At 59.8% G+C, this 23525-nt stretch carries 21 protein-coding genes; 12 read left to right on the forward strand and 9 right to left on the reverse strand.

Annotation, left to right across the window (positions count from 1 at the left end):
* Positions 1-245 precede the first annotated feature (245 nt).
* From fsa to pdxT, 6 genes are all read left to right on the forward strand, one after another.
* Positions 246-896, forward strand: a complete 651-nt coding sequence (fsa, locus tag Mhypo_RS00090) for a fructose-6-phosphate aldolase (RefSeq protein WP_119339327.1) — start codon at positions 246-248, stop codon at positions 894-896.
* Between the two features lie 106 nt (positions 897-1002).
* Entirely contained in the window at positions 1003-2280 is a 1278-nt protein-coding gene (gene rho, locus Mhypo_RS00095) for a transcription termination factor Rho (protein ID WP_119339419.1), read from the forward strand.
* 175 nt (positions 2281-2455) lie between these two features.
* Positions 2456-3604 carry a peptidoglycan DD-metalloendopeptidase family protein gene (locus Mhypo_RS00100; RefSeq protein WP_119339328.1) on the forward strand — a complete coding sequence of 383 codons (1149 nt, stop codon included), beginning with the start codon at positions 2456-2458 and terminating at the stop codon, positions 3602-3604.
* 268 nt (positions 3605-3872) lie between these two features.
* The gene (pdxS, locus tag Mhypo_RS00105; RefSeq protein ID WP_119339329.1) at positions 3873-4754 is read left to right on the forward strand and encodes a pyridoxal 5'-phosphate synthase lyase subunit PdxS; all 882 of its coding nucleotides are present in this window, start codon (positions 3873-3875) and stop codon (positions 4752-4754) included.
* Positions 4755-4983: 229 nt separating this feature from the next.
* On the forward strand, positions 4984-5340 hold the full coding sequence (locus Mhypo_RS00110; RefSeq protein WP_119339330.1) for a hypothetical protein: 357 nt from the start codon (positions 4984-4986) through the stop codon (positions 5338-5340).
* 95 nt (positions 5341-5435) lie between these two features.
* Complete coding sequence (pdxT, locus tag Mhypo_RS00115) at positions 5436-6008, forward strand: pyridoxal 5'-phosphate synthase glutaminase subunit PdxT (protein ID WP_119339420.1); 573 nt, start codon at positions 5436-5438, stop codon at positions 6006-6008.
* Between the two features lie 79 nt (positions 6009-6087).
* Here the strand turns inward: pdxT and Mhypo_RS00120 are convergent, their stop codons facing one another.
* Positions 6088-7233 (reverse strand): carbohydrate ABC transporter permease, encoded by a 1146-nt coding sequence (locus tag Mhypo_RS00120; RefSeq protein ID WP_170148172.1) that lies wholly within the window; start codon positions 7231-7233, stop codon positions 6088-6090.
* A 55-nt stretch (positions 7234-7288) separates the two neighbouring features.
* On the reverse strand, positions 7289-8506 hold the full coding sequence (locus tag Mhypo_RS00125) for a carbohydrate ABC transporter permease (protein ID WP_119339332.1): 1218 nt from the start codon (positions 8504-8506) through the stop codon (positions 7289-7291).
* Between the two features lie 188 nt (positions 8507-8694).
* Here Mhypo_RS00125 and smpB point away from each other — a divergent pair, with 188 nt between their 5' ends.
* From smpB to Mhypo_RS00145, 4 genes are all read left to right on the forward strand, one after another.
* Positions 8695-9126, forward strand: a complete 432-nt coding sequence (gene smpB / locus Mhypo_RS00130) for an SsrA-binding protein SmpB (protein ID WP_119339333.1) — start codon at positions 8695-8697, stop codon at positions 9124-9126.
* Positions 9127-9217: 91 nt separating this feature from the next.
* Positions 9218-10510, forward strand: coding sequence for an N-acetylmuramoyl-L-alanine amidase family protein (locus tag Mhypo_RS00135; RefSeq protein WP_119339334.1), 1293 nt, complete (start codon positions 9218-9220; stop codon positions 10508-10510).
* Positions 10507-11040 carry a GerMN domain-containing protein gene (locus Mhypo_RS00140; protein WP_119339335.1) on the forward strand — a complete coding sequence of 178 codons (534 nt, stop codon included), beginning with the start codon at positions 10507-10509 and terminating at the stop codon, positions 11038-11040. Before Mhypo_RS00135 ends, Mhypo_RS00140 begins: the two co-directional genes overlap by 4 nt.
* A gap of 113 nt (positions 11041-11153) precedes the next feature.
* Positions 11154-14360 carry an AAA family ATPase gene (locus Mhypo_RS00145; RefSeq protein WP_119339336.1) on the forward strand — a complete coding sequence of 1069 codons (3207 nt, stop codon included), beginning with the start codon at positions 11154-11156 and terminating at the stop codon, positions 14358-14360.
* 53 nt (positions 14361-14413) lie between these two features.
* On the opposite strand, the gene Mhypo_RS00150 is transcribed toward Mhypo_RS00145, so the two are convergent.
* From Mhypo_RS00150 to Mhypo_RS00175, 6 genes are all read right to left on the reverse strand, one after another.
* Positions 14414-15253 (reverse strand): SDH family Clp fold serine proteinase, encoded by an 840-nt coding sequence (locus Mhypo_RS00150; protein ID WP_119339337.1) that lies wholly within the window; start codon positions 15251-15253, stop codon positions 14414-14416.
* Between the two features lie 12 nt (positions 15254-15265).
* A complete protein-coding gene (locus Mhypo_RS00155; RefSeq protein WP_240637049.1) occupies positions 15266-15802 on the reverse strand; it encodes a rhomboid family intramembrane serine protease in 537 nt (178 codons plus the stop codon).
* A gap of 122 nt (positions 15803-15924) precedes the next feature.
* Complete coding sequence (locus Mhypo_RS00160) at positions 15925-17022, reverse strand: cation:proton antiporter (protein ID WP_119339339.1); 1098 nt, start codon at positions 17020-17022, stop codon at positions 15925-15927.
* 2 nt (positions 17023-17024) lie between these two features.
* Complete coding sequence (locus Mhypo_RS00165) at positions 17025-17501, reverse strand: cation:proton antiporter regulatory subunit (protein WP_119339340.1); 477 nt, start codon at positions 17499-17501, stop codon at positions 17025-17027.
* Positions 17491-17937: a phosphate-starvation-inducible PsiE family protein gene (locus Mhypo_RS00170; protein WP_119339341.1), complete on the reverse strand. Its 447-nt coding sequence runs from the start codon at positions 17935-17937 to the stop codon at positions 17491-17493. The genes Mhypo_RS00165 and Mhypo_RS00170 overlap by 11 nt, the downstream gene beginning before the upstream one ends.
* Position 17938: 1 nt before the next feature.
* On the reverse strand, positions 17939-18958 hold the full coding sequence (locus Mhypo_RS00175) for a tyrosine-type recombinase/integrase (protein ID WP_119339342.1): 1020 nt from the start codon (positions 18956-18958) through the stop codon (positions 17939-17941).
* A 121-nt stretch (positions 18959-19079) separates the two neighbouring features.
* Here Mhypo_RS00175 and Mhypo_RS00180 point away from each other — a divergent pair, with 121 nt between their 5' ends.
* Positions 19080-19427, forward strand: coding sequence for a hypothetical protein (locus Mhypo_RS00180; RefSeq protein ID WP_119339343.1), 348 nt, complete (start codon positions 19080-19082; stop codon positions 19425-19427).
* Positions 19428-19487: 60 nt separating this feature from the next.
* Here the strand turns inward: Mhypo_RS00180 and Mhypo_RS00185 are convergent, their stop codons facing one another.
* Complete coding sequence (locus tag Mhypo_RS00185; protein ID WP_119339344.1) at positions 19488-21104, reverse strand: S-layer homology domain-containing protein; 1617 nt, start codon at positions 21102-21104, stop codon at positions 19488-19490.
* Between the two features lie 220 nt (positions 21105-21324).
* Between Mhypo_RS00185 and Mhypo_RS00190 the strand changes: the two genes are divergently transcribed.
* Positions 21325-23520, forward strand: coding sequence for a diguanylate cyclase (locus tag Mhypo_RS00190; protein WP_119339345.1), 2196 nt, complete (start codon positions 21325-21327; stop codon positions 23518-23520).
* Positions 23521-23525 lie beyond the last annotated feature (5 nt).

Consider the following 23525-nt stretch of genomic DNA (forward strand, 5'->3'; position numbering starts at 1 on the left):
TTGCCGCCTGGCTTGCACCCTCCCAGGCTCGCTTTGTGGTCGCTGAAGGCGTACTCGTCCCCGGCCCTTTACACCGGGTGCAGCGTGTGCTATATTTCACTGCTGGCAACCGGCTAACCTGAATGGTAGCAAGCTGCTATCCCCGCGTCAACAATCAATCTCTTGCTTCTCATCCCTAACCGGCGATATACTCGCTTGGAAAATCCGCACAAATGTGGCCAGACGCGGGAAGGAGTGAATGCGGTATGGACTTATATCTGGATACTGCCGAGGTAAATGAAATCAAGGAAATCGCAGCCTGGGGCGTGCTTGCGGGCGTTACTACCAACCCTTCCTTGATTGCTAAGTCGGGTCGTCCGCTCGAGCCCACCATCAAAGAAATATGTGAGATCGTGCAGGGGCCAGTCTCGGCGGAAGTGGTTTCGACCTCAGCAGCCGATATGGTGGCCGAAGGGCGTCGTCTGGCGACTATCGACGAACACTTAGTGGTCAAGCTTCCCACCACCATCGAGGGGCTCAAGGCTTGCAAAACCCTCGCTGTCGAGGGTATCCGGGTAAACATGACCCTGGTGTTCTCGGCCAACCAGGCCCTTTTGTGTGCCAAAGCCGGGGCCTGGTGTGTTTCGCCTTTCCTGGGTCGCATCGACGACATTTCCTGGGAGGGCATGGATTTAATCCGCGAGATTGCCGAGCTGTTCCAGGTGCAAAACCTCGGTACCCGCATCCTGGCGGCCTCGATTCGCCACCCCCGTCATGTGACCCAGGCCGCCATGCTGGGTGCCGACATTGCTACCATGCCTGCCAAAGTGTTTCAGCAACTCATCAAGCACCCCCTGACCGACCTGGGCCTCAAAGCTTTCCTCGAGGACTGGGCCAGGGCCAGCGCCAGGGTGTAGCACCAGTAAGCCTTTTTTTAGAACTGGAGTCAGTGCAATGCCAAAAACAACTACAGCCGACCCCAACGCCGAAGCCCAGGTCACCGTGACCCGTACCGGCAAGAAAATCCGCCGCAAGGCCGAAAGCCAGGTACCGCTCAGCTACCAGGAACTCTCGAGCCGCATCCTGCCCGAGCTACACCTGCTGGCCGCTGAGGCAGGCATTCCCAACTATAAGAAGCTCTCCAAAGATGAGCTGGTGATGCTCTTGCTATCGCAGGAGGCCACCGAGGAGGGCCTGTCCATCGCCAAAGGCTATCTGGAAATCAGCCAGGATGGCTATGGCTTCTTGCAGGAAAGCCTCTACACCATGGAATCCCGCACGGTAATTGTTTCGGCGGGCCTGATTAAGCAGTATCAGCTTCGTACGGGCGACTATATCGTGGGTAAGGCTCGTCCAGCACGTGAAAATGAGCGCTACGGCACCCTCATGAAGGTGGAAGCGGTCAACAACCTCGACCCCGAGGCCGCTGCCAGGCGCCCCAAGTTTGACGACCTGATCCCGCAGTTCCCCGACCGCCAGATCATCCTCGAGACCACCGGCGAGGAGTCTTCCAACCGAGTTATAGACCTGCTGGCTCCTATTGGGCGCGGCCAGCGCGGTTTGATTGTGGCCCCGCCTAAAGCCGGTAAAACCACGCTCTTGAAGAAGGTGGCCCGGGCCGTCTTGCGTAACGAACCCGATATCAAGGTAATCGTATTGCTAATCGATGAACGGCCTGAGGAGGTTACCGATTTTCGCGAGTCGGTGGAGGGGGCCGATGTGATTGCTTCGACCTTCGATGAACCCCCGCAAAACCACATCCGGGTGGCCGAATTTGTACACGAGCGCAGCCGCCGGATCGTCGAAGAAGGGGGCCACGTACTAATCTTGCTGGATTCCATCACCCGCCTGGCCCGGGCCAACAACCTGGTCACGCCCCCTACTGGACGTACCTTATCGGGGGGTCTGGACTCGGCGGCGCTGCACTTCCCCAAGCGCTTTCTGGGTGCGGCCCGCAATATTCGGGGCGGGGGGTCGCTGACCATCCTGGCTACGGCCCTGGTCGAAACCGGCAGCCGCATGGACGATGTGATTTTTGAAGAATTCAAGGGCACCGGCAATATGGAACTGCACCTATCCCGTCGCCTGGAAGAACGGCGCATCTTCCCGGCTATCGACATCCTCAAGTCGGGCACCCGGCGCGAGGAGTTGCTTCTGGGCGAGGATGTCATACAGAAAATGTGGTTGTTGCGCAAGGTGCTGGCCGATATGGATCCGGCTGAAGCCATGGAAATGTTGCTGGGACGACTGTCTCGTACCAAGACCAACAAGGAGTTCCTTGCAACATTGGGGGGAAAATAGGTATACTCCCTGCGGAAGTGATGGGAACTCAGGGTGTACGGGCAACAGACCCATATATTCTGTCGTTCCAACCAGGAGTCCTCTTGAGGCAACTCCTGGGTAGTTATGGAGGTTGACTTTGGCCATAACCGAACTCTTGAGCAGTGTGCTGGCGACGGGTGTACTCGGTTTACCGATGGGTCTGGCCCAGGCTAACCTGCCAGGAACTGAAATTGCGGTAGACTCACCCGCCCGCAAGGGTTGGGTTCTGTACACCGTTCAGCCCGGTGATACCCTGAGCCAGATTGCGCGCCGATACCGGGTAGACGCCAGAGCCATCATGTACAGCAGCGGCCTGGAGGGTGTTGCCTTGCGTCCCGGACAGGTGCTACGCATCCCCCTGGTCGAAGAGGCCAACGATGAAAGTCGCCTGCCGCCGGGTGTTCGCACCTATATCGTGCGCCGGGGCGATACGGTGCAGTCGGTGGCCAATCGCTTCGATTTGACGGTGCTGGGGTTGGTTTCGGCCAATCCGGGCCTGCCCAGCCTGGATCGCCTCGAGGTCGGTTCCACCCTTTACATCCCCACCGGGGAGACCGGCCTGCTGGTCCGCCTCAAGCCAGGCGAGACCATCCAGGACCTGGCCAGCCGCTTTGGGCTTTCGGTTACCGATGTGGCCAAGGCCAATGCGCTGAACTCGCCCACCGATGTGCAAGCAGGGGATCTGGTACTGCTGCCAGGTATACAGGCCAAGACCACCTACGACCGATTGCTGCAAATCCGCGAAGCGGAGCGCAAAGCACGCGAAGAAGAAGAGCGCCGACTGGCCGAAGAACGCCGCCAGCGGGAGGAAGCCCGCCGCAAGCAGCAGGAAGAGCAACGGCGCCTCGAGCAACAGGCCCGCACACGCCAGCAGCAAGTCCAGAGCCAGCCCCGCCTGCGCCGGGCCAATGCCGTGGTAGCGGCAGCTGGGTACCGCTGGCCCATGACGAACTTCACCATCACCACCTACTATGGCCGCCGAGGGGTGTTCCAGCGCTTCCACACCGGTATAGATCTGGCTGCACCGACCGGTACCCCTATCTACGCAGCCAGGGCAGGCCAGGTCGATACGGCTGGCTGGAGCCGCTTCGGCTATGGTTTGCATGTCATCCTCGACCACGGTGGGGCCCAGGAGACCCTTTACGGCCACATGTCGCGCATTGCAGTGCGTCCGGGCCAGTGGGTCGCTCGGGGCGATTTGATTGGCTACGTGGGCTCGACGGGCTGGAGCACCGGCCCCCACCTCCACTTCGAAGTGCGGGTCGGCGGTGCAGCTCGTAACCCCTTGGCCTATCTGCCTTGAGCTTTTTTCCAGGCGGCTCAGGATCCGCTTTGCGGTTTTTCAGGAAGAATACAATTCCCCTTTGTGAACCAAACGAACAAGCTTGACGTCCCGCTGCGTGGTGAAAAAGTGCAGCAGCGTGGCAAGGCATATTTGCTGGTTCTTTCTCGATTGCATGTTTTGGTGAAGGTAGCCAGAACCAGGATTGGTCTCTATGCGCTATGGGCTGTAAGCCAAACCCCTAGGAGACTGAACGAAAAAGCCTTATGCTACGGTGCTGGAGGGAGTTATGGAAAAAGGAACTTTGCGGGTCAAAACTGGATTCGCTGAAATGTTCAAGGGCGGCGTGATCATGGATGTGGTCAACGCCCAGCAAGCCGAAATTGCCCAGGAGGCTGGAGCGGTAGCCGTTATGGCCCTCGAGCGCGTGCCGGCCGACATACGTGCGCAGGGGGGCGTGGCCCGCATGTCCGACCCCAAGCTGATCAAGGAGATCATCGGAGCGGTCTCGATTCCGGTGATGGCCAAGTGCCGTATTGGGCACATCGCAGAAGCCCAGATTCTCCAGGCTCTCGGGGTAGACTTCATCGACGAGTCCGAGGTGCTGACCCCGGCAGACGAGTCGTTCCACATCGATAAACACGCCTTCAAGGTGCCCTTTGTGTGCGGTGCCACCGATATTGGCGAGGCCCTGCGGCGGATTGGGGAAGGGGCGGCTATGATTCGCACCAAGGGCGAGGCCGGCACTGGCAATGTGGTGGAAGCCGTGCGCCATGCCCGAAGCGTGATGGGGGCAATCCGGCAGATTCAGGCCCTGCCCCGGGAAGAGCTCATGACCTATGCCAAAAACCACGGCGCCCCCTACGAGCTGGTGCTCTGGGTCCACGAAAACGGCAAGCTACCGGTGGTAAACTTTGCGGCGGGCGGGGTGGCCACTCCAGCCGACGCCGCTTTGATGATGCAACTGGGCATGGATGGAGTGTTTGTGGGCTCGGGTATTTTTAAGTCGGGTGACCCCCGCAAGCGGGCCAAGGCCATTGTGCGGGCGGTGACGCACTACAACAACCCCGAAGTCCTGGCTGAGGTCTCTGAAGATCTGGGTGAGGCGATGGTGGGCATCAATCTGGATTTCCTGTCTGAAGAAGAGAAACTGGCCAAGCGCGGCTGGTAGATTATCGCGCCCTTCACAGACGTTGTTGCCCGCGAAAATGAGAATGCGTCTGCGCCCAGACGCATCTTACGCACCCAAGCGTGGGCCGGGCCCGGCCCAGTGAAGAGCGCTCTAAGCTCCGAAAAGATGCACTCCCTCTCGCTCTACAGGTGAGAGGGTATTTTGTACTGGGTTCAGGTTACGACTATGTTACAAAAAGCGTAACGTATTGGTGTATATTTGTAACGCTATGAAAGCAGAAACCTTTGGCATGGTTTTCTTTGCTGTCACGGCCCTGATCGTGTTGATTCCTACCTGGCTGATGCCAGTTTTGAAGCGCCGCCGTCAAGAACGTGAGCTGCTTGCGCTGGACAGGATGTACCGATTCGCTCGGAAGCACAACACCTTTGTGCGCAATCATCTTGGGGTGCGCTATGTGGTGGTCTTGGGTCAACAAGGCTTCTACTACATGCTAGCGGGCCAATTTGTGTCTCGAGAGCGCCTGCTGAAAGCCCTGGGTGAGGAGCACGAAAAGCAGCTCCTGAAGGCAGAGGCTGAAGAGAGCCGCCACGGCCCTACTGTCAACCTGATTACAATTCCTGCCTAGATTCCCAAACTATAGGGCCAGGCTTGACCTGGCCTTTTTCTTTTTGGGCGAATCGTGCAGCTTGCTATAGGATTGGGGATGTGAAAATCGGTGTGATGGCGATTCAAGGTGATTTTCGTGAACACAAACAGATGCTAAAAGAACTGGGGGTCGAGGCGGTTGAGGTGCGTCTTCCCAGGGACTTAGAAGGCCTGGCTGGGTTAATTGTGCCTGGGGGTGAGTCCACCACAATCGGTATGCTGGCGCGGGAGTATGGCCTCGAGGGCGCTGTGCGTGAGCGGGTTCGGGAAGGCTCTTTGGCGGTCTGGGGAACCTGCGCGGGCGCCATCTGGTTAGCCAGGGAGATACCGGAGTTTCCCGATCAGCCCCGGCTGGGTGTCCTGAACATCGCTGTGCAGCGCAATGCCTATGGGCGTCAGGTCGATAGCTTCGAGGAAGACTTAGAGATTCTGGGTTTTGAAAGGCCCTTTCATGCTTTTTTTATTCGGGCGCCACGCATCCTAAAAGTTGGCGATGACGTGAGGGTTCTGGCCAAACATCAGAATGAAGCTGTGCTGGTGCAGTCCGGTAAGTTACTAGCCGGTACTTTTCATCCCGAGCTGAGTGAAGATACTCGAGTCCATCAGCTTTTCCTGCAGCTATCTTCAAATGCACTTGTAGCCAAGTAGGGGCTGTGATTGCAAACAATTGCATAATGTTTTCACGAACATATTTTATCGTGAATATTCTCACTAGTAAAATATCCTTTTACTTGATACCACTGCGTGCCACACCCTGAATAAACTGCTTCTGGGCAATGAAATAACCCAGAATGATAGGCAAAATTGAAACGGTAGAGGCCGCCATGAGTGCGCCGTAGTCGCTGCCGGCCTCGCCGATGAACACCTGCAAACCCAGCTGAACGGTGCGCATCTCCGGGCTGTTGGTTACGATGAGCGGCCAGAGCAGGGCGTTGTAGGCTCCCAGGAAGGTGAAGATGCCGTAGGTGATCAGCCCTGGAATCGAAAGGGGCAGCGCAATGCGGAACATCTGCGTCCAGTAGCTGGCCCCGTCAATACGGGCAGCATCGAACAAATCCTGGGGCAAAGACAGATAGAACTGGCGCAACAAGAAGATGCCAAAGACCGAGGCCAACCAGGGCACAATTAAGGCGTAGTAGGTGTCAATCCACTCTAGCCGCGCCAGCAGCACGTAGTTGGGGATTAGCAGTACCTCGCCGGGGATCATCAGGGTGGCCAGAATCAGGCCAAATACCCACGACTTGCCCGGAAAAGGAATCCGGGCCAGGGCAAAGGCTGCCAGCACCGCTAAAAACAACCCGCCCAGCACCTGTAACCCTGCGGTGAAAAAGCTGTTGAAAAAATACCGGGCGAAGGGGGCGGCGTACCAGGCCTCGAGGTAGTTGTGGAAGATGTAGCCCAAGAGCCCTGGGGCCACATTGACATACTCGAGCCGCCAGTCATCGCCACTGCTGCGGATGGCGTCCGGGGGTAGTTCGGGGGTGTAGCTGGGGTATTCCTTAGAAATCAGGATGACTGCCGGAAGGGTGCGAAAGTGCTCGCTGCTCGGATTGGTAAAGCGAATGGCCCAGTGGTCGCCCTGGTAGGAAACCTGTACCCGGGTTTGTTCGGAGCGCGGGTCGGAGAATGCCCCGGGGGGTGAGGGAACCATGACCTGGGGCACGGGGCCTGGGGGGGCATAGAGCTTCAGGGTTACGCTTTGCTGAGGACCAAAACCACCCCACCAGCTCGAGCCCGCCTCTGCACCCAGGCTCCAGGCCACTCGCCAGTTGGACGCTTTGAGCCGCTCGGGAATCCAGATAGGCCGGGCTTGCTGGGCCTCCTGAGGGCTCTTGAGGCTGGTGGCCAGCATCCAGTAAAAAGGGAATGCCATCACCACAGCCCCCACAGTTAGCACCAGGTAGATAAGAAACCGGCCCAGGGGGGAGCTACGTCTCATAGTTCACTCGCCTTTCCAACACCCGCTGCTGGATCAGGGTCAGGATCAGAATCACGCCAAAAACCACCACCGCAATGGCCGAAGCATACGAAAAGTCGGAGTCCCGAAAACCCTTGTTGTACAGATAAAGCGTGACCGTCAGGGTATCTTGCAACACCCCACCGGTGGGGGTGAGGATTAAGACCTGGGTAAAGACCTGAAACGCGCCAATCAGGCCCAGGGTAAAGAGGAAAAACGTTGCAGGGGAGAGCAAGGGCCAGGTGATCAGCCACTGCTGCTGCCACCAGGAAGCCCCGTCTAGCTCGGCGGCCTCGTAGTATTCCCTGGGGATGTTTTGTAATCCAGCCAGCAGCACCACAATCTGATAGCCCAAAAAGTGCCAAATGGTCATGACCATGATGGCCACAAAAGCCAGGCTGGGCCCGGCAAAAAAGCCCTGCAACTGGAAGCCCAAAGGTGCCAGCAGCAAGCTAAAAATGCCCTCGGGCCGGTTGAGCCAGTCCAGGCCCTGCGTGCCCAGCAGATAGTTTAAAAAGCCAAACTCGGGGTTGTAGATCCAGTCCCAGACTGCCGCGGCTGCGGTGAGGGCCGTGATGTAGGGCAAAAAGTACAGGGTGCGAAAAAGCCCCTGGAACCGCACACGTTCGTTGAGCAAAATAGCTATCAAGGCTGCCAATCCTATACCTATGGGTACGGTGAAAGCCACAAACCAGAAAGTGTTGCCCATGGCCTTCCAGAAAAGCGGATCACGCAGCAGAATTTCGTAGTTGCCCAGCCCCGCGAATCGGCTGGGTCCTAGAAAGTTGAACCTGTCCAGCAGGGAAAGCCAGACCGCGTAAAAGGCGGGCAAGACCTGCCAGAACACGAGGAGAGCCAGCGCGGGCCAGACAAATACCCAGCCCCAAAAAGCTGCCTGATCTTTCTCGCTCAGGTGGTTGCGCCAGCCGTGATAACTGATGAAAAGCCCAGCTAATGCGATGAGGGATGCCACTGCATTGAAGTAACCTACCCCCAGACCCGCAAGCGTAACCAACCCGCCAACCCATACCAGGGCTGGCGAGCCCCGCATGGTCCAGAGGCCCAACCCCACTACCAGCAAGACCAGCGCTGCGTAGAGCCAGGAGGGCGCAAAGCGCAGGTCCCAGAGCAGGCGCACCAGCAAGGTACTTACCAGAAAACCTAGATACAGACTCAAACGCAAGCCCATCGAAGGTGAATATACTCCCTGAAAGGTCAGGACAGCATCACGGGTGGGTGGCCCTGGGCGAGGGCATCCGGAAAGCCTGTGCTAGACCCCGCTGCTGCGATAGGGGGTTGACCTGGTGGGCGGCTCGGGAAACCAGAAACCAGGGGATCGCCTCGAGCCGCCCTTGAAGCCGTAGAATGGGGTGCCTTATGGCTGGACTCGAGAACCGCAAAGCACGCCACGATTATGAAATCCTGGAAACCCTCGAGGCGGGCCTGGTCCTCAAAGGCACTGAGGTCAAGTCCATCCGGGCGGGCCAGGTGGACTTTACCGGCACCTTTGCCCGGTTTCAAAATGGCGAGCTCTTTCTGGAAAACCTTTATATTGCCCCCTACGAGAAAGGCGGCTACACCAACCACGACCCCCGCCGCCTGCGCAAGCTGTTGCTTAACCGCCACGAGCTCAACAAGCTCAAAGCCCGGGCCGAGCAGAAAGGTTTGACCCTGGTACCGCTAAAGATTTACTTCAACGAGCGGGGCAAGGCCAAGTTGCTCTTGGCCCTGGCCCGGGGCAAGCGGGACTATCAGAAGAAAGCCGACGACAAAAAACGAGCGATACGGCGTGAGCTGGAAAGCTGGTAGCCTTTGGCCCCCGACGCTCGGCGCTCCCTGAACCCGGATGGGCTTGCACTTCTAATCTGGGCCAAGTAAAACTGTAGCGACTGGATCTGGGATGCGGCGCATATTGACGGTTTGGGTGGTATTGCTTGGGCTTGCCCTGGCCCAGTACGAAAATCGCCTGCTGGTGGGTTTTCAGGAGAGTCAGGCCATTTATCCGGGCGGCGGCACGGTAGCCTTTGGCTCCGCAAAGCTGATTGCCGAAGCCCTGGGGCTGGGCTACCTCGAGGCCTCGGGGAAGGTGTACCTGAGCCTGGGCAGCCGGGTGGCGGCTTTTGGCATAAGCAGCCAGGGCGCTGATGCCGCACGTTTTCTGAATGCCTACCGCTACCAGGGCAGCCTGTGGGTTCCGGTACGGGAGCTGGCCCGCAACCTTGACCTGTACTACCGCAACGACTATGGCGCACCGGTGCTGGCCCTGCGGCCGGCGCGACTGCTGGAGGTGCGGCGGGCCGTAGCGGGCTCGAGCGAACGCTACATCCTTCGTTTTGATCGAGATGTGCAGGTACGGCTTTTGGCCAATAACCCTCCCCGCCTGGCCATGATCGGTGTGCGCGAGGTACCGGATGCGCCGCCCAACTCACCCGTTAGCTATAGCCGGGAGGACTGGGGTACCGAGATTTACCTGCCGCAAGGCAACGACCCTCCCCGACTGCTGTTTTTGCCCAAACAAGTCGTAGTGGAACGGGGCGGCCTTACCCGGTTGCCCCGGGTGGTTCTGGATGCCGGGCATGGGGGCACCGACACCGGGGTGGTGGTGGGCAGCCTGCGGGAGAAGGATCTGGTTTTGAGCGTGAGCCAGCGTTTGCAGAAATTGCTCCAGGGCAGGCTCGAGGTAATCCTGACCCGCAACTCAGACCGCGCCGTGCCGCTCCTGGCCAGAGCCCAGTACGCCACCTCGGCCCAGGTATTTATCAGCTTGCACGCGACAGCGGGTAACCGGGTTACGGTCTTTAGCCACCCCGAGGTGCAGACCCTGCGCCTGCTGGAAAAAGGCCGTGAACTCTCGGCCCGCACCCCCGCCAACCAGCGGGCGGTTCTGGAGCGCTATGTGGCGGCTCCAGGCTCGGCTGCGCGGTTTGCCCAGGGGGTGTCGGAGGGCTTTGCCACCGCCGGGATAGTAGCTACTACCAGCCAGGACGCCATGTACGTGCTCTCGATGGCCGGCGGTGCGGCGATCTTGCTCGAGGTGGGCTTCGAACAACTTCGCACCCCGCAGGGCCGTGAACAGGTGGCCGAGGTGCTGGCCAGGGCCATTTTCTCCTACCTGGGCCTGCCCGAAGCCTCCCCCCCGCGCACCGCCGCTCCCACGCCGAACCCAGGCCCCACCGGAGGTGCCAGGCCGTGAGACGGATACTGAGCTTTACCAACTTGCTGGGTCTGGTGGTGCTAATTTTGGGGGGTTGGGCTTTGTGGTCGCTCCAGAGCGATAGCGGCTCGAGGTCGCTTAACCTCCCCTCCGATCTGGAAAACCGGGGCCCCCGAAACATCAAACTATACTTTGCCAAAGATACCGAAGACGGCCTGGTGGTGGAGGAGCGCACCGTACAGATTGCCGAGGGAGAATATGTCCTGGGGCGCGTGCTGGAAGAACTGGTGCGGGGGCCCCAGATGCAAGGGGCCGCACCCCTGGTTCCGGCGGGAACCCCTGCACCCACCGTTTTCTTGCGCGACAGCACCGCTCTGGTAGACTTACCGGCAGCCTATGGGCGGCTGAACTACGGCACTGCGGGTGAACTGGCCCTGATTTACGGCATCACCAACACCTTGCTGGAGTTCAAAGAGGTGCAGCAGGTCAAGTTTTTGCTGGAAGGCAAGGAAGTTGAAAGCCTGGGGCACCTGTCCCTTCTGGATCCGTTCAAGCGACAAAAGCCGTGAACAGCGTTCAATAGTCGATGGTCCATGGTCAATGGCAGATTCCGATAAACATCCTGTTGCCTGTATCCCAAACAGATTTTTGACCGGCGACCTGTTCAGGTATCCGAACCCTTATGAAGATCGAGCGACTCATCCTGCAAGGTTTCAAGTCCTTTGGCGAACGCACCAGCCTCGAGTTTGGCCCCGGCATCTATGGCATTGTGGGCCCCAACGGCTCCGGTAAGAGCAACCTGGTGGAAGCACTGCGCTGGGTGGTGGGGGCGCGAGCGCGCGAACTGCGCGGGGAGGAAGCCCTTTCGCTCTTGTTCCATGGCGCAGATGGCAGAGCGCCGCTGGGGTTTGCCGAGGTGGGGCTGGAGCTGGGGGGCAATGGACGGCGGGTTAATCTGAGCCGCCGCCTCGAGCGCGACGGCAGCAGCGATGTGCGGCTCAACGGTTCGCGCAGCACCCTGCGACAAGTGGAGCAAGCCCTGATGGGCACCGGGCTTTCCCGTACCGGCTACGCCATTGTGGGGCAGGGTGAGGTGGGGCAAATTTTGCAGGCCGGGCCCGAGGTGCTGCTTTCCTACCTGGAAGAAGCCGCTGGTCTGCGGGCCGTCACCCAGGCCAGCAAGACCGCACACGAACGCCTGGAGAGCGCTACCCTCGAGCTGCAAACCCGCACGCAGGAACTCGCCGAGCGCAAAGCTTCGGTGGCCGAAAAAGCCCAGCAGGCCGAAGCCGCCCAGAAAGCCGCTACCCTGGCCGCCCGTAGCCTGGTGCTGCGCCGCAGTGTGCTGTCGGCCCGCATTCGCGAGGCCGACCAGGAGGCCAAAGCTGCGCGGCAGAAGGCCCAGGCGCTGGAACAGGAGCGCACCGAGGCCAGCCAGCGTTTGCGTGAACTGGAGACCGAGAAAAGCCAGGCCCTGGAGGCCCTGGAAGCCGCCCAGAATGCCTACAGCGAGGCCCTCCGGCAAACCGAAGCCCTTAGCGGGGAACTGCGGTTAGCGGATCAGGAGCGGGCCTCGCTCGAGGGGCTGTTGCGCAGACTGGCGCAGGATTTGGGCGAAAGTGAGGCCCGCTTGACCCGGCTGCGCTCGCTGTCGGAGCCTGTAGCCCCCAGCGAGCCGGAGCCCACCCCCGAGGTCATACAGGGCTACCGCCAACGCCTGCAGGAACTACAAGCCGCGATACAGACGGAGGAACACCAGCTCAAGGCCCAGCAACAAGCCTTCGAGCGCTACCTGCAAGCCCAGGCCACCTACGAAGCCCAGAAACAGGCCTACGAGCAGATGCTGGCGCAAAAATCGGCCCTGGAGGCCGATAGGGGACGTCTCGAGGCCGAACTGAGACACCTGCAGGATCAGCTTGCAATGTTGCAGGTCCGTGAAAATGAGCTGCGTGCTCAGTTGAATGAACGGGTCAAGCAAGAAGGCCAGACCCAGAGCGAAGCCCGTGCTGCGGAGTCCGAGGCGCGTCGCCTCGAGGCCATGCTGCGCTCGGGTTCCGACCTGGCCGAAGGCCCCAAGCGGGCCCGCGAGGCCGGCATTCCCGGACTGATCGGGGTGGTGGCGGATTTGTTGCAGGTGCCTGCCGGGCTCGAGCTGGCCATCGAAGTGGCCATGGGCGGGCGGATGCAATGGGTGCTGACCGAGCACGAGCAAGCCGCCCAGGCCGCCGTGCAGCACCTCAAACAACACGGGGGCCGAGCCACCTTTCTGCCGCGTACCCTGTTGCGGGCGTTTCGGGAACGGGAGCGCGACTGGAGCAAGGTACAGGGCGTGGTGGGGGTGGCCCGCCGACTGGTGCAGCTACCGGCCTGCCCCGAGGCCCTGCCCACGCTGCTGGGTGAAACCCTGGTTGTGGAGAATCTGAATGCTGCGCTCTCGCTGGTGCGAACTTACCCTGACCACCCCCGCATCGTTACCCTGGAAGGCGAACTGCTCGAGACCAGCGGGGCCATCACGGGCGGGCGGGTGCAACGGGGCGGGCAGATGCTCACCCTGCGCCGACGCTACCAGGAGACCCAGGCCGAGGCCCGGCGCCTGAATGCCGAGGCGGAGGCCCTCCGGGCCCAAACCGAAAGCCTGCGGGCCGAACTGGCCGGGCTGGATCTGCCCAACCTTCTGCGGCGCCAGACCGAGCTTGGCTCTGAACTCAAGGCGGTGCAAGCCAGCCTTTCGCGTCTCTCGCATAGCCCCGCACCTCAGGCCCCCCCACCTGCCGCCCCTCCACAGCCCGAACGCCTGCAGGCCCTGCGTAACGAGCGCGAAGCCCTGAATGCTCAGATGGCCCAGGAGCGAGAGGTGTCGAGCCAGTGGCAGCGCTACCGGGAGGACCTCGAGCGCTACCGCCAGGCCCACAAGGAGATGGGTGAGCTCGAGACCCGCCTGCATCAACTGCGCAGTGAGCAGGGTGAACTGGGGCAAAAACTGACCGCCATCCAGGCCCGCAAAAACGAACTCGAGCAGGCCCAGCGCAGCCTGAACCTGCGCCACCTGGAAGGGGCCTTGTATGCGGCCCGTGGCCGTACCCGGGCCTTGTCAGAGGAAGAAACCCGGCTCATTGCACGCACCAATCAGCTTTTATCCGACCTCGAGGCCCTCCACCTGACCCAGGCCCGCCGCGAGGCCACCATCGAGACCCTTCAGCAAGAGTTGGCCGAACTACCTCCAGGGCCGCTGGAGGAGGGCTCCTCGCGCAGCCTGGCCCGCACCCTATCGGAAACCGAGGCGGCCCTGGAAGCCCTGGGCCCCATCAACCACCTGGCCGAACAGGAGTATGCCCTCCTGAGCGAGGACATCCAGAAACTCGAGGTGGCTTTGCAGGAGTCGGAAAAGGTAGTGCGCAAACTGGAGGCCGAGCTTCACGGGGTGCAGTCCGAATACCGCGAGCGAATGCAGCAGGTATATGCCACATTCAAGGAAAAATTTGCCCATTACGCCAGCGCTTTACTGGACGCCGAGGTCGAACTCGAGCGCACCCATCATGGTCTCGAGCTAATCCTCAAGCCCGCCGGCAAGCGCACGGTGAACCTGAACCTGCTCTCCATGGGCGAGCGCACCATGGGCGCTTTGGCCTTTTTGTTTGCTCTCGCGGAGGTAGGGGAGGGGAGCGGTGGCCTGCCCATAGCCGTCCTGGACGAAGTGGATGCCCCGCTGGACGAGGCCAACATTCAGCGCTTCTGCCGCTTCCTGCAGCACTTCAAGGGCCAGACCCAGTTTATTCTGGTGACCCACCAGAAGCGCACCATGGAAGCCTGCGATGCCCTGTATGGCGTGACAACCGAGAAGGGCGTGAGCCGGGTGTACAGCATCAAGCGCGAGGAAGCCCTGGCCTAAAACTGCCTCGCACCGTATGTGGGGCATACGCGGTGTACTGCGGCGCAAAATCTTTAGCGCCGCCGGGTTACTGGTTCCTCCCGGCCATAAGGCAGCGGAACATACTGCACGCTGGGCTTGCCTCCACGGGGTTGGGGGTACATACCCATGAGTTCATACACCTCCAGGGGCATCTCGGTCGAGACGCGCAAGCCCATGCCGCGGGCCTCCTCTACGCTGATGGGGTAGTCGTGGGTCCAGGTGCCCTGGGAGAGCAGTTGGGCTAGTTCCTCACTTTTTTGCTCGTCGAAGTGTTTGCGCAAAAGGCCAACCACGGTGCGCTTGACCTGGTTCAGGGCCTTCCGGGCCATGTCGGCCATAATCAAGGTTTGGTCGTCAATCTCGGCTATGGGCTTTTGTTCCAGTACCCGCAAAATGGAGGCCGCCGGGTACTGCCCGAGCTGGGGATCTACCGGCCCGAGCACTGCATTAGGATCCATCACAATTTCGTCGGCGGCCAAGGCAATCAGGGTGCCGCCCGACATGGCGTAGTGCGGCACGAACACCGTAACCTTGGCCGGGTGCTTGAGGAGGGCCTCGGCTATTTGTTCGGCCGCCAATACCAGCCCCCCGGGTGTGTGCAGAACCAAATCGATGGGGACGCTCGAGTCAGTCATGCGGATGGCCCGCAAGACCTGCTCGGAGTCGTCAATATCTATGTAGCGGGCAAAAGGAATACCCAAAAATGAAAACCCCTCTTGTCGGTGAATCAGGGTAATTACACGGCTTTTTCGTTTGCGCTCGAGGTCGGTAATACGCCGCGCGCGTGCGGCCAGCAGCATTTGCTGGTTGAAGTACGGGCTTAGCGTTGAGAGGATAAAGAATAGCCAGAACAACTGAAAAAAGATTTCCATAAGCCTCCCTTGTTATCGAAAGTAATACCAGCTCTCCCAGACGGGTGCGGATTTGTAGTTACGTCGGGGCTTGCCCCAGTACGCCAGCAGCATACCGGCCGCAAACCCCCCCAGATGGGCCCACCAGGCTACCCCAGGCATTCCCAGGAGCGCATTGATAATTTGAATGGCTGCCCAATACCCCAGGTAAAGGCTGGCTGGAAGCCAAACCCAAAAAGCTGGAAATAGCCAGGTGAGTACATACGCATCGGCGAACAGTAGCAGGTAACCCCCGGTGACTCCAGCAATGGCTCCAGAGGCGCCGACCATGGGCACGGTAGGTTCGGAGGTAAAGAAAGCCTGGGTCATGGCTGCTGCTATACCTGCCAGGATGTAAAGCCCAAAATAGCGCCAACTGCTCAGACGGCTTTCCAGGGCGGGCCCAAAAACCCACAAGAACCACATGTTGCTCAGCAAGTGCCCCAGTGAGCCGTGCACAAACATGCTGCTTAGCAGCCGGTAGCCCTGCCCGAGGGGGTCTTCAAAAAAGGCGGACGGAACAAATCCCAAGCGTACAATGCTCTCTTGAGGGCCCCAAGACCACTGAAGGTAAAAAACCAGGCCGCAAAAAAGAATTATAGCCTTGGTAACTGGGGCCGGTCCGTGAAACAGAAGTGAGTCACGTATTGGAATCATCGTACTTTTCTATCGTACCAGTGGGGTGCGAGGCGCATAAGCAGGCTGCCCAAAGGAATCGAAATAAGCACCAGCAGCACAGCTACCTGCCCTACCAGTGTATAGCCTTGCTGCATGGCCAAAGCACCCAAAATCAGGTTGAACTCTCCACGCGGCACCAAGTAAGTTGCAACAAAATAGCTCCGCCGCACCGAGAGCAAAGCCACCTGCCCTCCTTTGAAGTTAAGCGGCAGCTTGAGGGCCATGGCCAGCAAACTGAGCACCACCACTTCGGCACTGATGTGACCCACAAGGGCAAGTGATTGAGCACCTACGGTAAGAAAAAATAAAGCCACACCCAGGTCGCGTACCGGACTGAGTAGATGCTCGAGGCGCTCTCGTAGTCCCAGACCTGCGGCCATCGCACCACAGATAAATGCCGCTACCGCCTCAGAAGCACCCACGGCGTGAAAAAGCACCGCGGTACTGCTGACGAGCGCTGCCCCAAGCAGCAATACCAGCTCGTCGGAAAGCAGCCGAAGCTGCTGGTTAATCCAGGGAGCTCCCAGGCGCAGGAGCAGCCAAAAAACCCCAACCCAGGCGACCACAATTGCCAGGCCAAGCCCTGAACCGCCCTGCACCATCACCAACAGCAAGGTGATGAGCAGATCTTCGAATACCAGCACACCGAGTACCACCTCGCTTTCGGGGTTGGCCGCCCGACGCAAGTCGAGGATTAGCTTTACGATCACCGCGCTGGAGGAAACATACATGACCCCACCCAGCAACAAAGCCCCTTTCCAATCCAGCCCCAACCCCAGCCCTATGGCCGTGCCAACCGGCAACACCAGTGCATCCCAGGCGCCAGCCCGCAGCACACGCCCGGACATCTGCTGCAAACGGTCGGGGCCGAACTCCAACCCCACGGAAAATAGCAGCAGAAGCAATCCCAAAGAGGGTAGAGGCTCGAGGCTTTCAGTATCCAGAAACCTACCCAGCATCAGGCCTACTAGCAGATAGGCGGCCAGAGGCGGGAAGTGCCAACGATGCACCAGGGCTGCCCCCAAGCCCAGAAGCAATGTGGCGAAGGCAAAAGCAAAGACCGATTCGTGCATGACTATCCGGTCATCTGTTTGCGCAGACGCTCCACGGCCCCCCGTGGGCCCGCCACCACCAGGGTATCGCCCACTCTCAAGGAAAGTTCAGGTGGCGGGTTGGGTATCAAGGCTTCTCCTTCGCGCAAGACTGCCAGGAGATGAGCCCCTTGCTCGTGCAATTCCCGTGCGGTGCGTCCAATACAGGGTGCACCGGGGTTTAGCTTGACCCACTCGATGGTGTCCTGCGCCAGCTTGGTCTGCGTATCGCCTATGGCCTGTGGCGTAAACAGTACCCCCCCCAGGATGGCGCCTAGCTCGCGGGCTTCTTCATCGGTCAGGTCGAGCACCGCGCTGGGTTCATCGAGGCTGCCTTGTTCGAAGTACTGAAGCTCCCTCGAGCCCGAGTGGTGGATAACTATCACCAGGCGGTCGCCTGAGCGAACCGTAATTGTAAACTTACGCCCAACTCCCGGTAACACACTCTCCTCAACCCGCATGTTTTTTCTCCTTGCTGTAAGGGTAAGCAATAGCCAGGGCCCTGGCTGCAATCAGAGCCAGGATGCCGACACTCCAAACCAGTACATCCCAGCCCTTGATATCTCCGGAGAAAAGGCCCAGCATCATCTCCCGCAGTAGAAACACCACCGCTACCTCTACAAGTATTTCTGGCCGGATACGGTCGAACTCGAAGTAATCCACAAAAGCCCGTACCAGCTCGAGCACCACCACCAGGGACAAAATGTTGGTTACCAGATCCTTAAGACCTAGACGCACGGTTGGTTGAGTAAAGGCCAGGCCCAGATCCAGTAATGTGCGGCCAACACTCACCAGAAGGCCTAACAGTAGCGCAATCAGGGCCAGATTAAAGATGATGCGGGTGGTTATCCGAAAAAAGGTGAGCAGGTTCTTTTGAGTTATAAGCTGGCTATTCATACTATTCCTCAAGCCCATCGACAATCTCAAACAGCCCTTCCAGATCCATCTTGGCGTAGATGCTACTGGTGTTAATGTTGGTATGGCCCAGAAGTCTTGCAGTGGCGTGGAGGTCGCGGCTGCTTTTATAGAAGCGGGTTCCGGCGGTATGGCGTAACATGTGGGCTCCATAGTAGCGCTCAGGAAAACCCAGGGCTCGGTAGTGTCGGTTCAGAATTTTCCTCAGGGTTTTGTCGGTCATGGCCTGGCCACTGGCTTTGCGCCCCCCCAGATTGATGAGCAGGGCACGCTCGCCCGCGACGGCGTGAGCCAGCCGCAGCTTCAGCCAACCCTCGAGCTCCTGGACCATTGAGCGTGAGAGGGGCACACTGCGCTGTTTGCCACCCTTACCGCTGCGGATAAGCAATAGCCGCTCCTCGAGGTGGATATCCTCCACCCACAAGTTAACAAGTTCACTAATACGCAGTCCAGCCTCGGCCATGAGCCGCACCGCCAGGCGATCCCGGTAGGTTTGCGGCTCACCACCCGCAAGGTGTCTCAGAAGTTGTTGATATAGACCCTGGGGTAAGGCTGGCCGACGTTCCTCGGGGGGTGTGGGGTCGCGGGGTGAATGCACCTGTGGCAATACTGCTGCGCCAGCCCACTCGAGCGCCCGGTAAAAAGCTCGAACGCCCGCTACGTAGGTTGCGATAGAACCGGGCTTGAGCTGCTGGCCCTCAGAGTTTTCCAGGTGGCCGCCATGCAACTGCAGATCGGCGATGTAGCGGTCGAGGTCGTCGGCGGTGGCTTTGAGGATTTCCAGCGACTGGGTATCCGACCAGGCCCAGGCCAGGAAGTCGCGCACCGCCAGACGGTAGTTCTCGAGGGTACGTGGGCTCAGTGCAGCGCGTTTTCGACCTTTCAAAACCAGGTGCGCCTCGAGCAACTCGAGCAAACCCTCCAGGTTGCGCTCGTGGGCGGCCCGGATGGCCTCGAGGCGGCGTTTGGCCGGGTTGTTCCAGTTCGTCAGCGGCACCAGCATGCCACCAGTATATCAAATGCGTACTTAGGATTATAAGTGCGCTTTTTATTTCATCTTATCTTTAGCTTTCTTTGAGTTAACACCGAGGTCGATAAAGCCTGTTTTTATACTTGCGATACCTATGGAAATCAACTTTGCTGTGGTTTTGCTGATGGTCGGGCTGGCGTTTTTGATTCTTTTTTCGATCTGGTACCCCCAAACACAGAAGCGCAAGATAGACCAAAGCGTTCGGGCACTGGCGCGGATGTCCCGGCACGCCCGCCGTCACAACACCCTGGTGCGCTATTACAACGGCACACCCTTTGTAGTAATCCATCAGCGGCGGGGTCTGGTGTACATGTACGCCGGCCGCTTGGTAACTCGAGACCAACTTGTGCGGTTGTTGGGCAATGAAGAAATCGTGCGGCGGGCCGAGCGTGAGGAGTCCCAACTCGCCCCCAACCCAACCCGCCTTACCCTCTCCAGCTAGTGAGCAAAAAGCAATCCGGATACGGGCGGGTGTGGCCGTACCCGGTTGACACTTTTTGGCTTACCAGAGGGGCTTTTCTAGTTTTAGCCGCAGGACACCTTGCTGAATGGTGACGGCCTCTGTAGAGCTGAGAAGGGCAAGCCCGCGGGGGCTGGTGAGGTTTAGCTCTGCAATCAGTTTTTTGGTCAGGGGCTTGACCTGCGGCTTCAGCTCGAGGTTGGCCTCTGGGGTGTCCCATTCGGTAAAAGCCAGGTCGTCGGCCTGATTTAAATCCACACTGTAGATGCGGCTTTTCTGGCCGTCGTGTTCGTGAACAAGCAGCAGCCGGGGCTTGGGCCAGGCCAGGCCCACCACCCGGTTTTTGGGGTCGTCCAGTAAGTAGGCATACTCCGCGAAAAGCCCATCGGGGTTCAGGCCCAGGAGAACCAGCCGTAGCACCTGCGAGGAGGCGGCTTTTTCGCAATCGGGCAAACACAGGGGCCGCCCGCTCATGAGGGCCAGGTAGTTGCGGCTTTCGTCCAGGGCTACTCCGCCCAGCAAGCCTTCCTGCACCCCAGCGGCAAACACCGGCGGCAGGGCCTCACGGGCCCCGGACTGCCCGATGGGGCCATAGAGCCGGGTTTTTTGAGCTTTGGCATCCCAGAACAGAAGCTGCCGACCCCCCTCGAGCCAGGCCCAACCCTCGCTGGCCACGGCCACGGCCTCGTTGAGGGGATAGAAGGCCTCGAGGCGGGGGCCTTCATCCAACCTCAATAGGGCAATGGCCTGCTGTCCCTGGTGTTTGAGGGTTGCCCAGACCCGGCCACTCCCCCGGTCCTGGCCAAGGTGAATGAGGCTTTGCTCGAGGGTGGCCGAAGCCCATCCCTCTGGCAAAGGCGCTGTGCTAAGGCGGGACAGCGGAGTACCCTCTGGGACCGAGGCCGTTGTAACCTCCACCGGAACCAACGGTGCCTGCTGGCTCGCCTGGACACTGGAGTTAACCCCGGTTTGACTAGCAGGTAGGGCGCTCGAGCTAGGGGACTGTGGGGTGTTGCTTGGCAACGCGGAAGCCACGCCACTCTGAGCAGAGGCCTCCTGGCTCGACAACCCAAGCTGCCCGACACGCCATAGCGCACGGGCCATCTGGTAACGGTTGACCGGCTGGTTTCCCCTGAATAAACCGTCTGCGCCCATGGGTAAAACATCCAATCCAATCATCCGCATCACCGCACCTTCGGCCCAGTGACCGGCCGGTAAATCGTCCGGACGCACTACCCGGGCCGGAGCAGCAATTCCCAGGCTTTGCATTAGCTTGTCGAGCACCAGGCTAAGCTGATACCGCGTAAGAACCGACGCTCCCCGGTAGGTCTGATCCGGGAAGCCCAGTACAAGTCCCTCCCCTACCATCCGGCGAATACCAGGCAAGGCCCAGTGATTGGGTTTGACATCCTTAAAGCGCACCTCGCCCTCACGGACGGGTAAGGGGCTATCGGCAAGCACTCGAGCCAGCGTGGTGGCCAGCTGGTAGCGATCCAGGCTCAGCTCGCCCTTGAATGCACCCCCTGGGTAGCCCTGCAGCCAGCCTCTCGCTACCACTTCGGCCACAGCCGGCGCAGCCCAGTGGTCTTTGGGTATGTCGTTGGGTAGAGCCCCAGCCCACAGTGTTACAAAAAACGTTACGTAAACAAAAAATCTCATGAATGAAATACTAGCTTCTTCCAAAGCAAAACATGACCCATCTGCCACCAACAAGCGTTACATGGACTCGAGTCCACCTTCTGGTATCCCAGGGCCTCATCGAAACCGGTGGCGTGTTTGTCTGAAGGCGCGCCCGCTTCAGCCAGGCTGGGCTGATGGTTATTTTAGCCTGTTTTGAAGCGCTTAATTTGCTAAACTGTGAGCCATTGTAGGAAACCAGATGACCATTCCCTACCCCGCTATTCTTGTAGCCTCATTGGCCGCAGCTGCAGCGGTCTATGGTCTGGGATTGGCCGGCATTTATGCGTTGCCCTGGTTCATGTTTTTTTCGGCAACGGCGGCCAGCGTGCATGGCCTCTGGGTCGGCACGGTAGCAGCGCTGGGCTCGGTGGTATTGCTAAACTTTTACCCCTCAAACCCCCAGGATTATCTGGTGATGGCCTTCATTCTGCTGCTGTCGGCTTACCTGGCCGACCAGGTTGGCCACAGCCTGCGCAGGGCCCACCGGCGGGCCAAACAGCTCGCGCAAATTCAGGATGTCTTTTTACAAGGCCTGGAACTCGTGCCACGCTTTCTAAGCCGCGAGCAGCTTTTGCGGGAGTTGCCGGGCATGTTCTCGCAGCTTTTGCGGGGTAGCCAGCTGCGCATCTGGATTCCCCGGGGGGCCCAACAACTGGAGCTCCTCCAGACAGACCCCCTCAACACCGGCGACCTGCCTACGCCTTTGGTGCGGCAGGCCCTGGGGGTGCGCCAGCTGGTCTGGCCTGACATGGACCTTGCGCGACGAAGCCCCAAAAAACCGGGCCATCCAGCTCCCGGAAGGGTAGGCACCCCGGGCCCCTACGAGCTGGCGGTGGCCCTGCGGGTTCGGGACGAGCCGGTAGCGGTATTACAGTTTTTGCGGGGAGAGGCCTGGCGCCAGGAGGAACTCGAGCTTTTCTTCCGCCTGGCCCAGACCGTGAGCCGCCAGCTCGAGCACCTGCAAGACCTCGAGCTCCGCAGGCTTCTGCTCAAAGTGGCCGACCAACTCTCGGCAGCCAGCAACAAACAAATAGTGGCCGAGGTGGCCCTTCGCCATCTGTTGTCTGCGCTGGATATGGAAGCCGGCGCAGTAATGCAGTATGTAAAAGGCACTTTGCGGGGTATCGGCTGGCACCTGCCCAAGGATCTGCGGCCCGCCCTGACCCCCCTAGCCCAGGCACTCGCCAACCACCAGGGCATCGCCTGGCAGGCCTACCACAGCGGTGAGTCTCACTTTTTTGAAAACTATTCTGCCCATCCCACGGCCCTGCCGGAACTCCAGCAGCTCGGTTTTGAAACCCTGGTGGCCTACCCGGTACACATCCGCGATGCCATGAAGGGCCGGGTGGTGCTGGTTCTGGGCAAGCGGGCCCCAGTGGCCTGGACACGCGGCAAGAAGGAAATTCTGTTGGGGGTAGAGCGGCTCCTTAGCTCTGCCCTGGAGCGGGCCTTGCTAGAGGAACTGCACCAGCGGATCAGCCGCCTGCTCACCGAGGCCTGGTCGGTGCCCTCCCAACAGGTATATGCCCATATCCTCGAGGTGGCTGTGGAGTTAGTACCCGGCAGCGAAGCCGGTAGCCTGTGGGTGTGGGACGGGGCTGCATATCGCTGTAGGGCCTGGGTGGGTTCTGGGCAGGCCTGCGAAGAAACGCAGGACGAGAGCAGCTTTATGGAGTGGTTTGGTCTGGAACCCGCCAAAGCGCTCTCAGGCCAGCCCCGCATCCGCAGCGGTCAACAAACCTTGCGCCAGGGCTTACAGGCCAACCTGTGCCTCCCGGTGGGCCATCAGGGCCGGGTGCTGGCCTATCTTAACCTGGATAATCAGCACGACCCCGAGGCTTTTGCCGAAGACTCCCTGGCGGTAGCCCGTTTGTTTGCTGCGCCCATTGCTACTTTGATACACGAGCTGCAAAATAGGTCAGCTTTGGAAAAAGCCGCGCTGACTGATGGGCTCACCGGCCTTTACAACCGACGGGCTTTTGACCTGCGCCTGCAGGAGGAGTTCGAGCGGGCCCGGCGCTACGGGTATTCACTCTCGTTGCTGGTGATTGATCTCAAGAACTTTAAGCCCATCAACGACCAACTCGGCCACGCCGTGGGCGATCAGGCCCTGGTAGCGGTGGCCAGGGTACTGGCCCAGGCCCAACGCTTAGGCGACATGGTCTTCCGTTGGGGCGGCGACGAGTTTGCAGTGCTGTTGCCGCAGACCGACCTGGAGGGGGCCCGGGCCGCAGCCGGCCGGCTGCTCGAGGCCCTCTCAACCATCTGCTTTGAAGGCTTTTGCCTTTCAGCCAACATCGGTGCGGCCAGTTTCCCCCAGGAAGCCGATAGCGCACAGATGCTGCTCAATCTGGCCGATCGGCGCATGTACGACGATAAAAAAGGGGTTGGGTAAGGCTT

It is taken from the genome of Meiothermus hypogaeus (assembly GCF_003574035.1).
Classification (GTDB): domain Bacteria; phylum Deinococcota; class Deinococci; order Deinococcales; family Thermaceae; genus Meiothermus; species Meiothermus hypogaeus.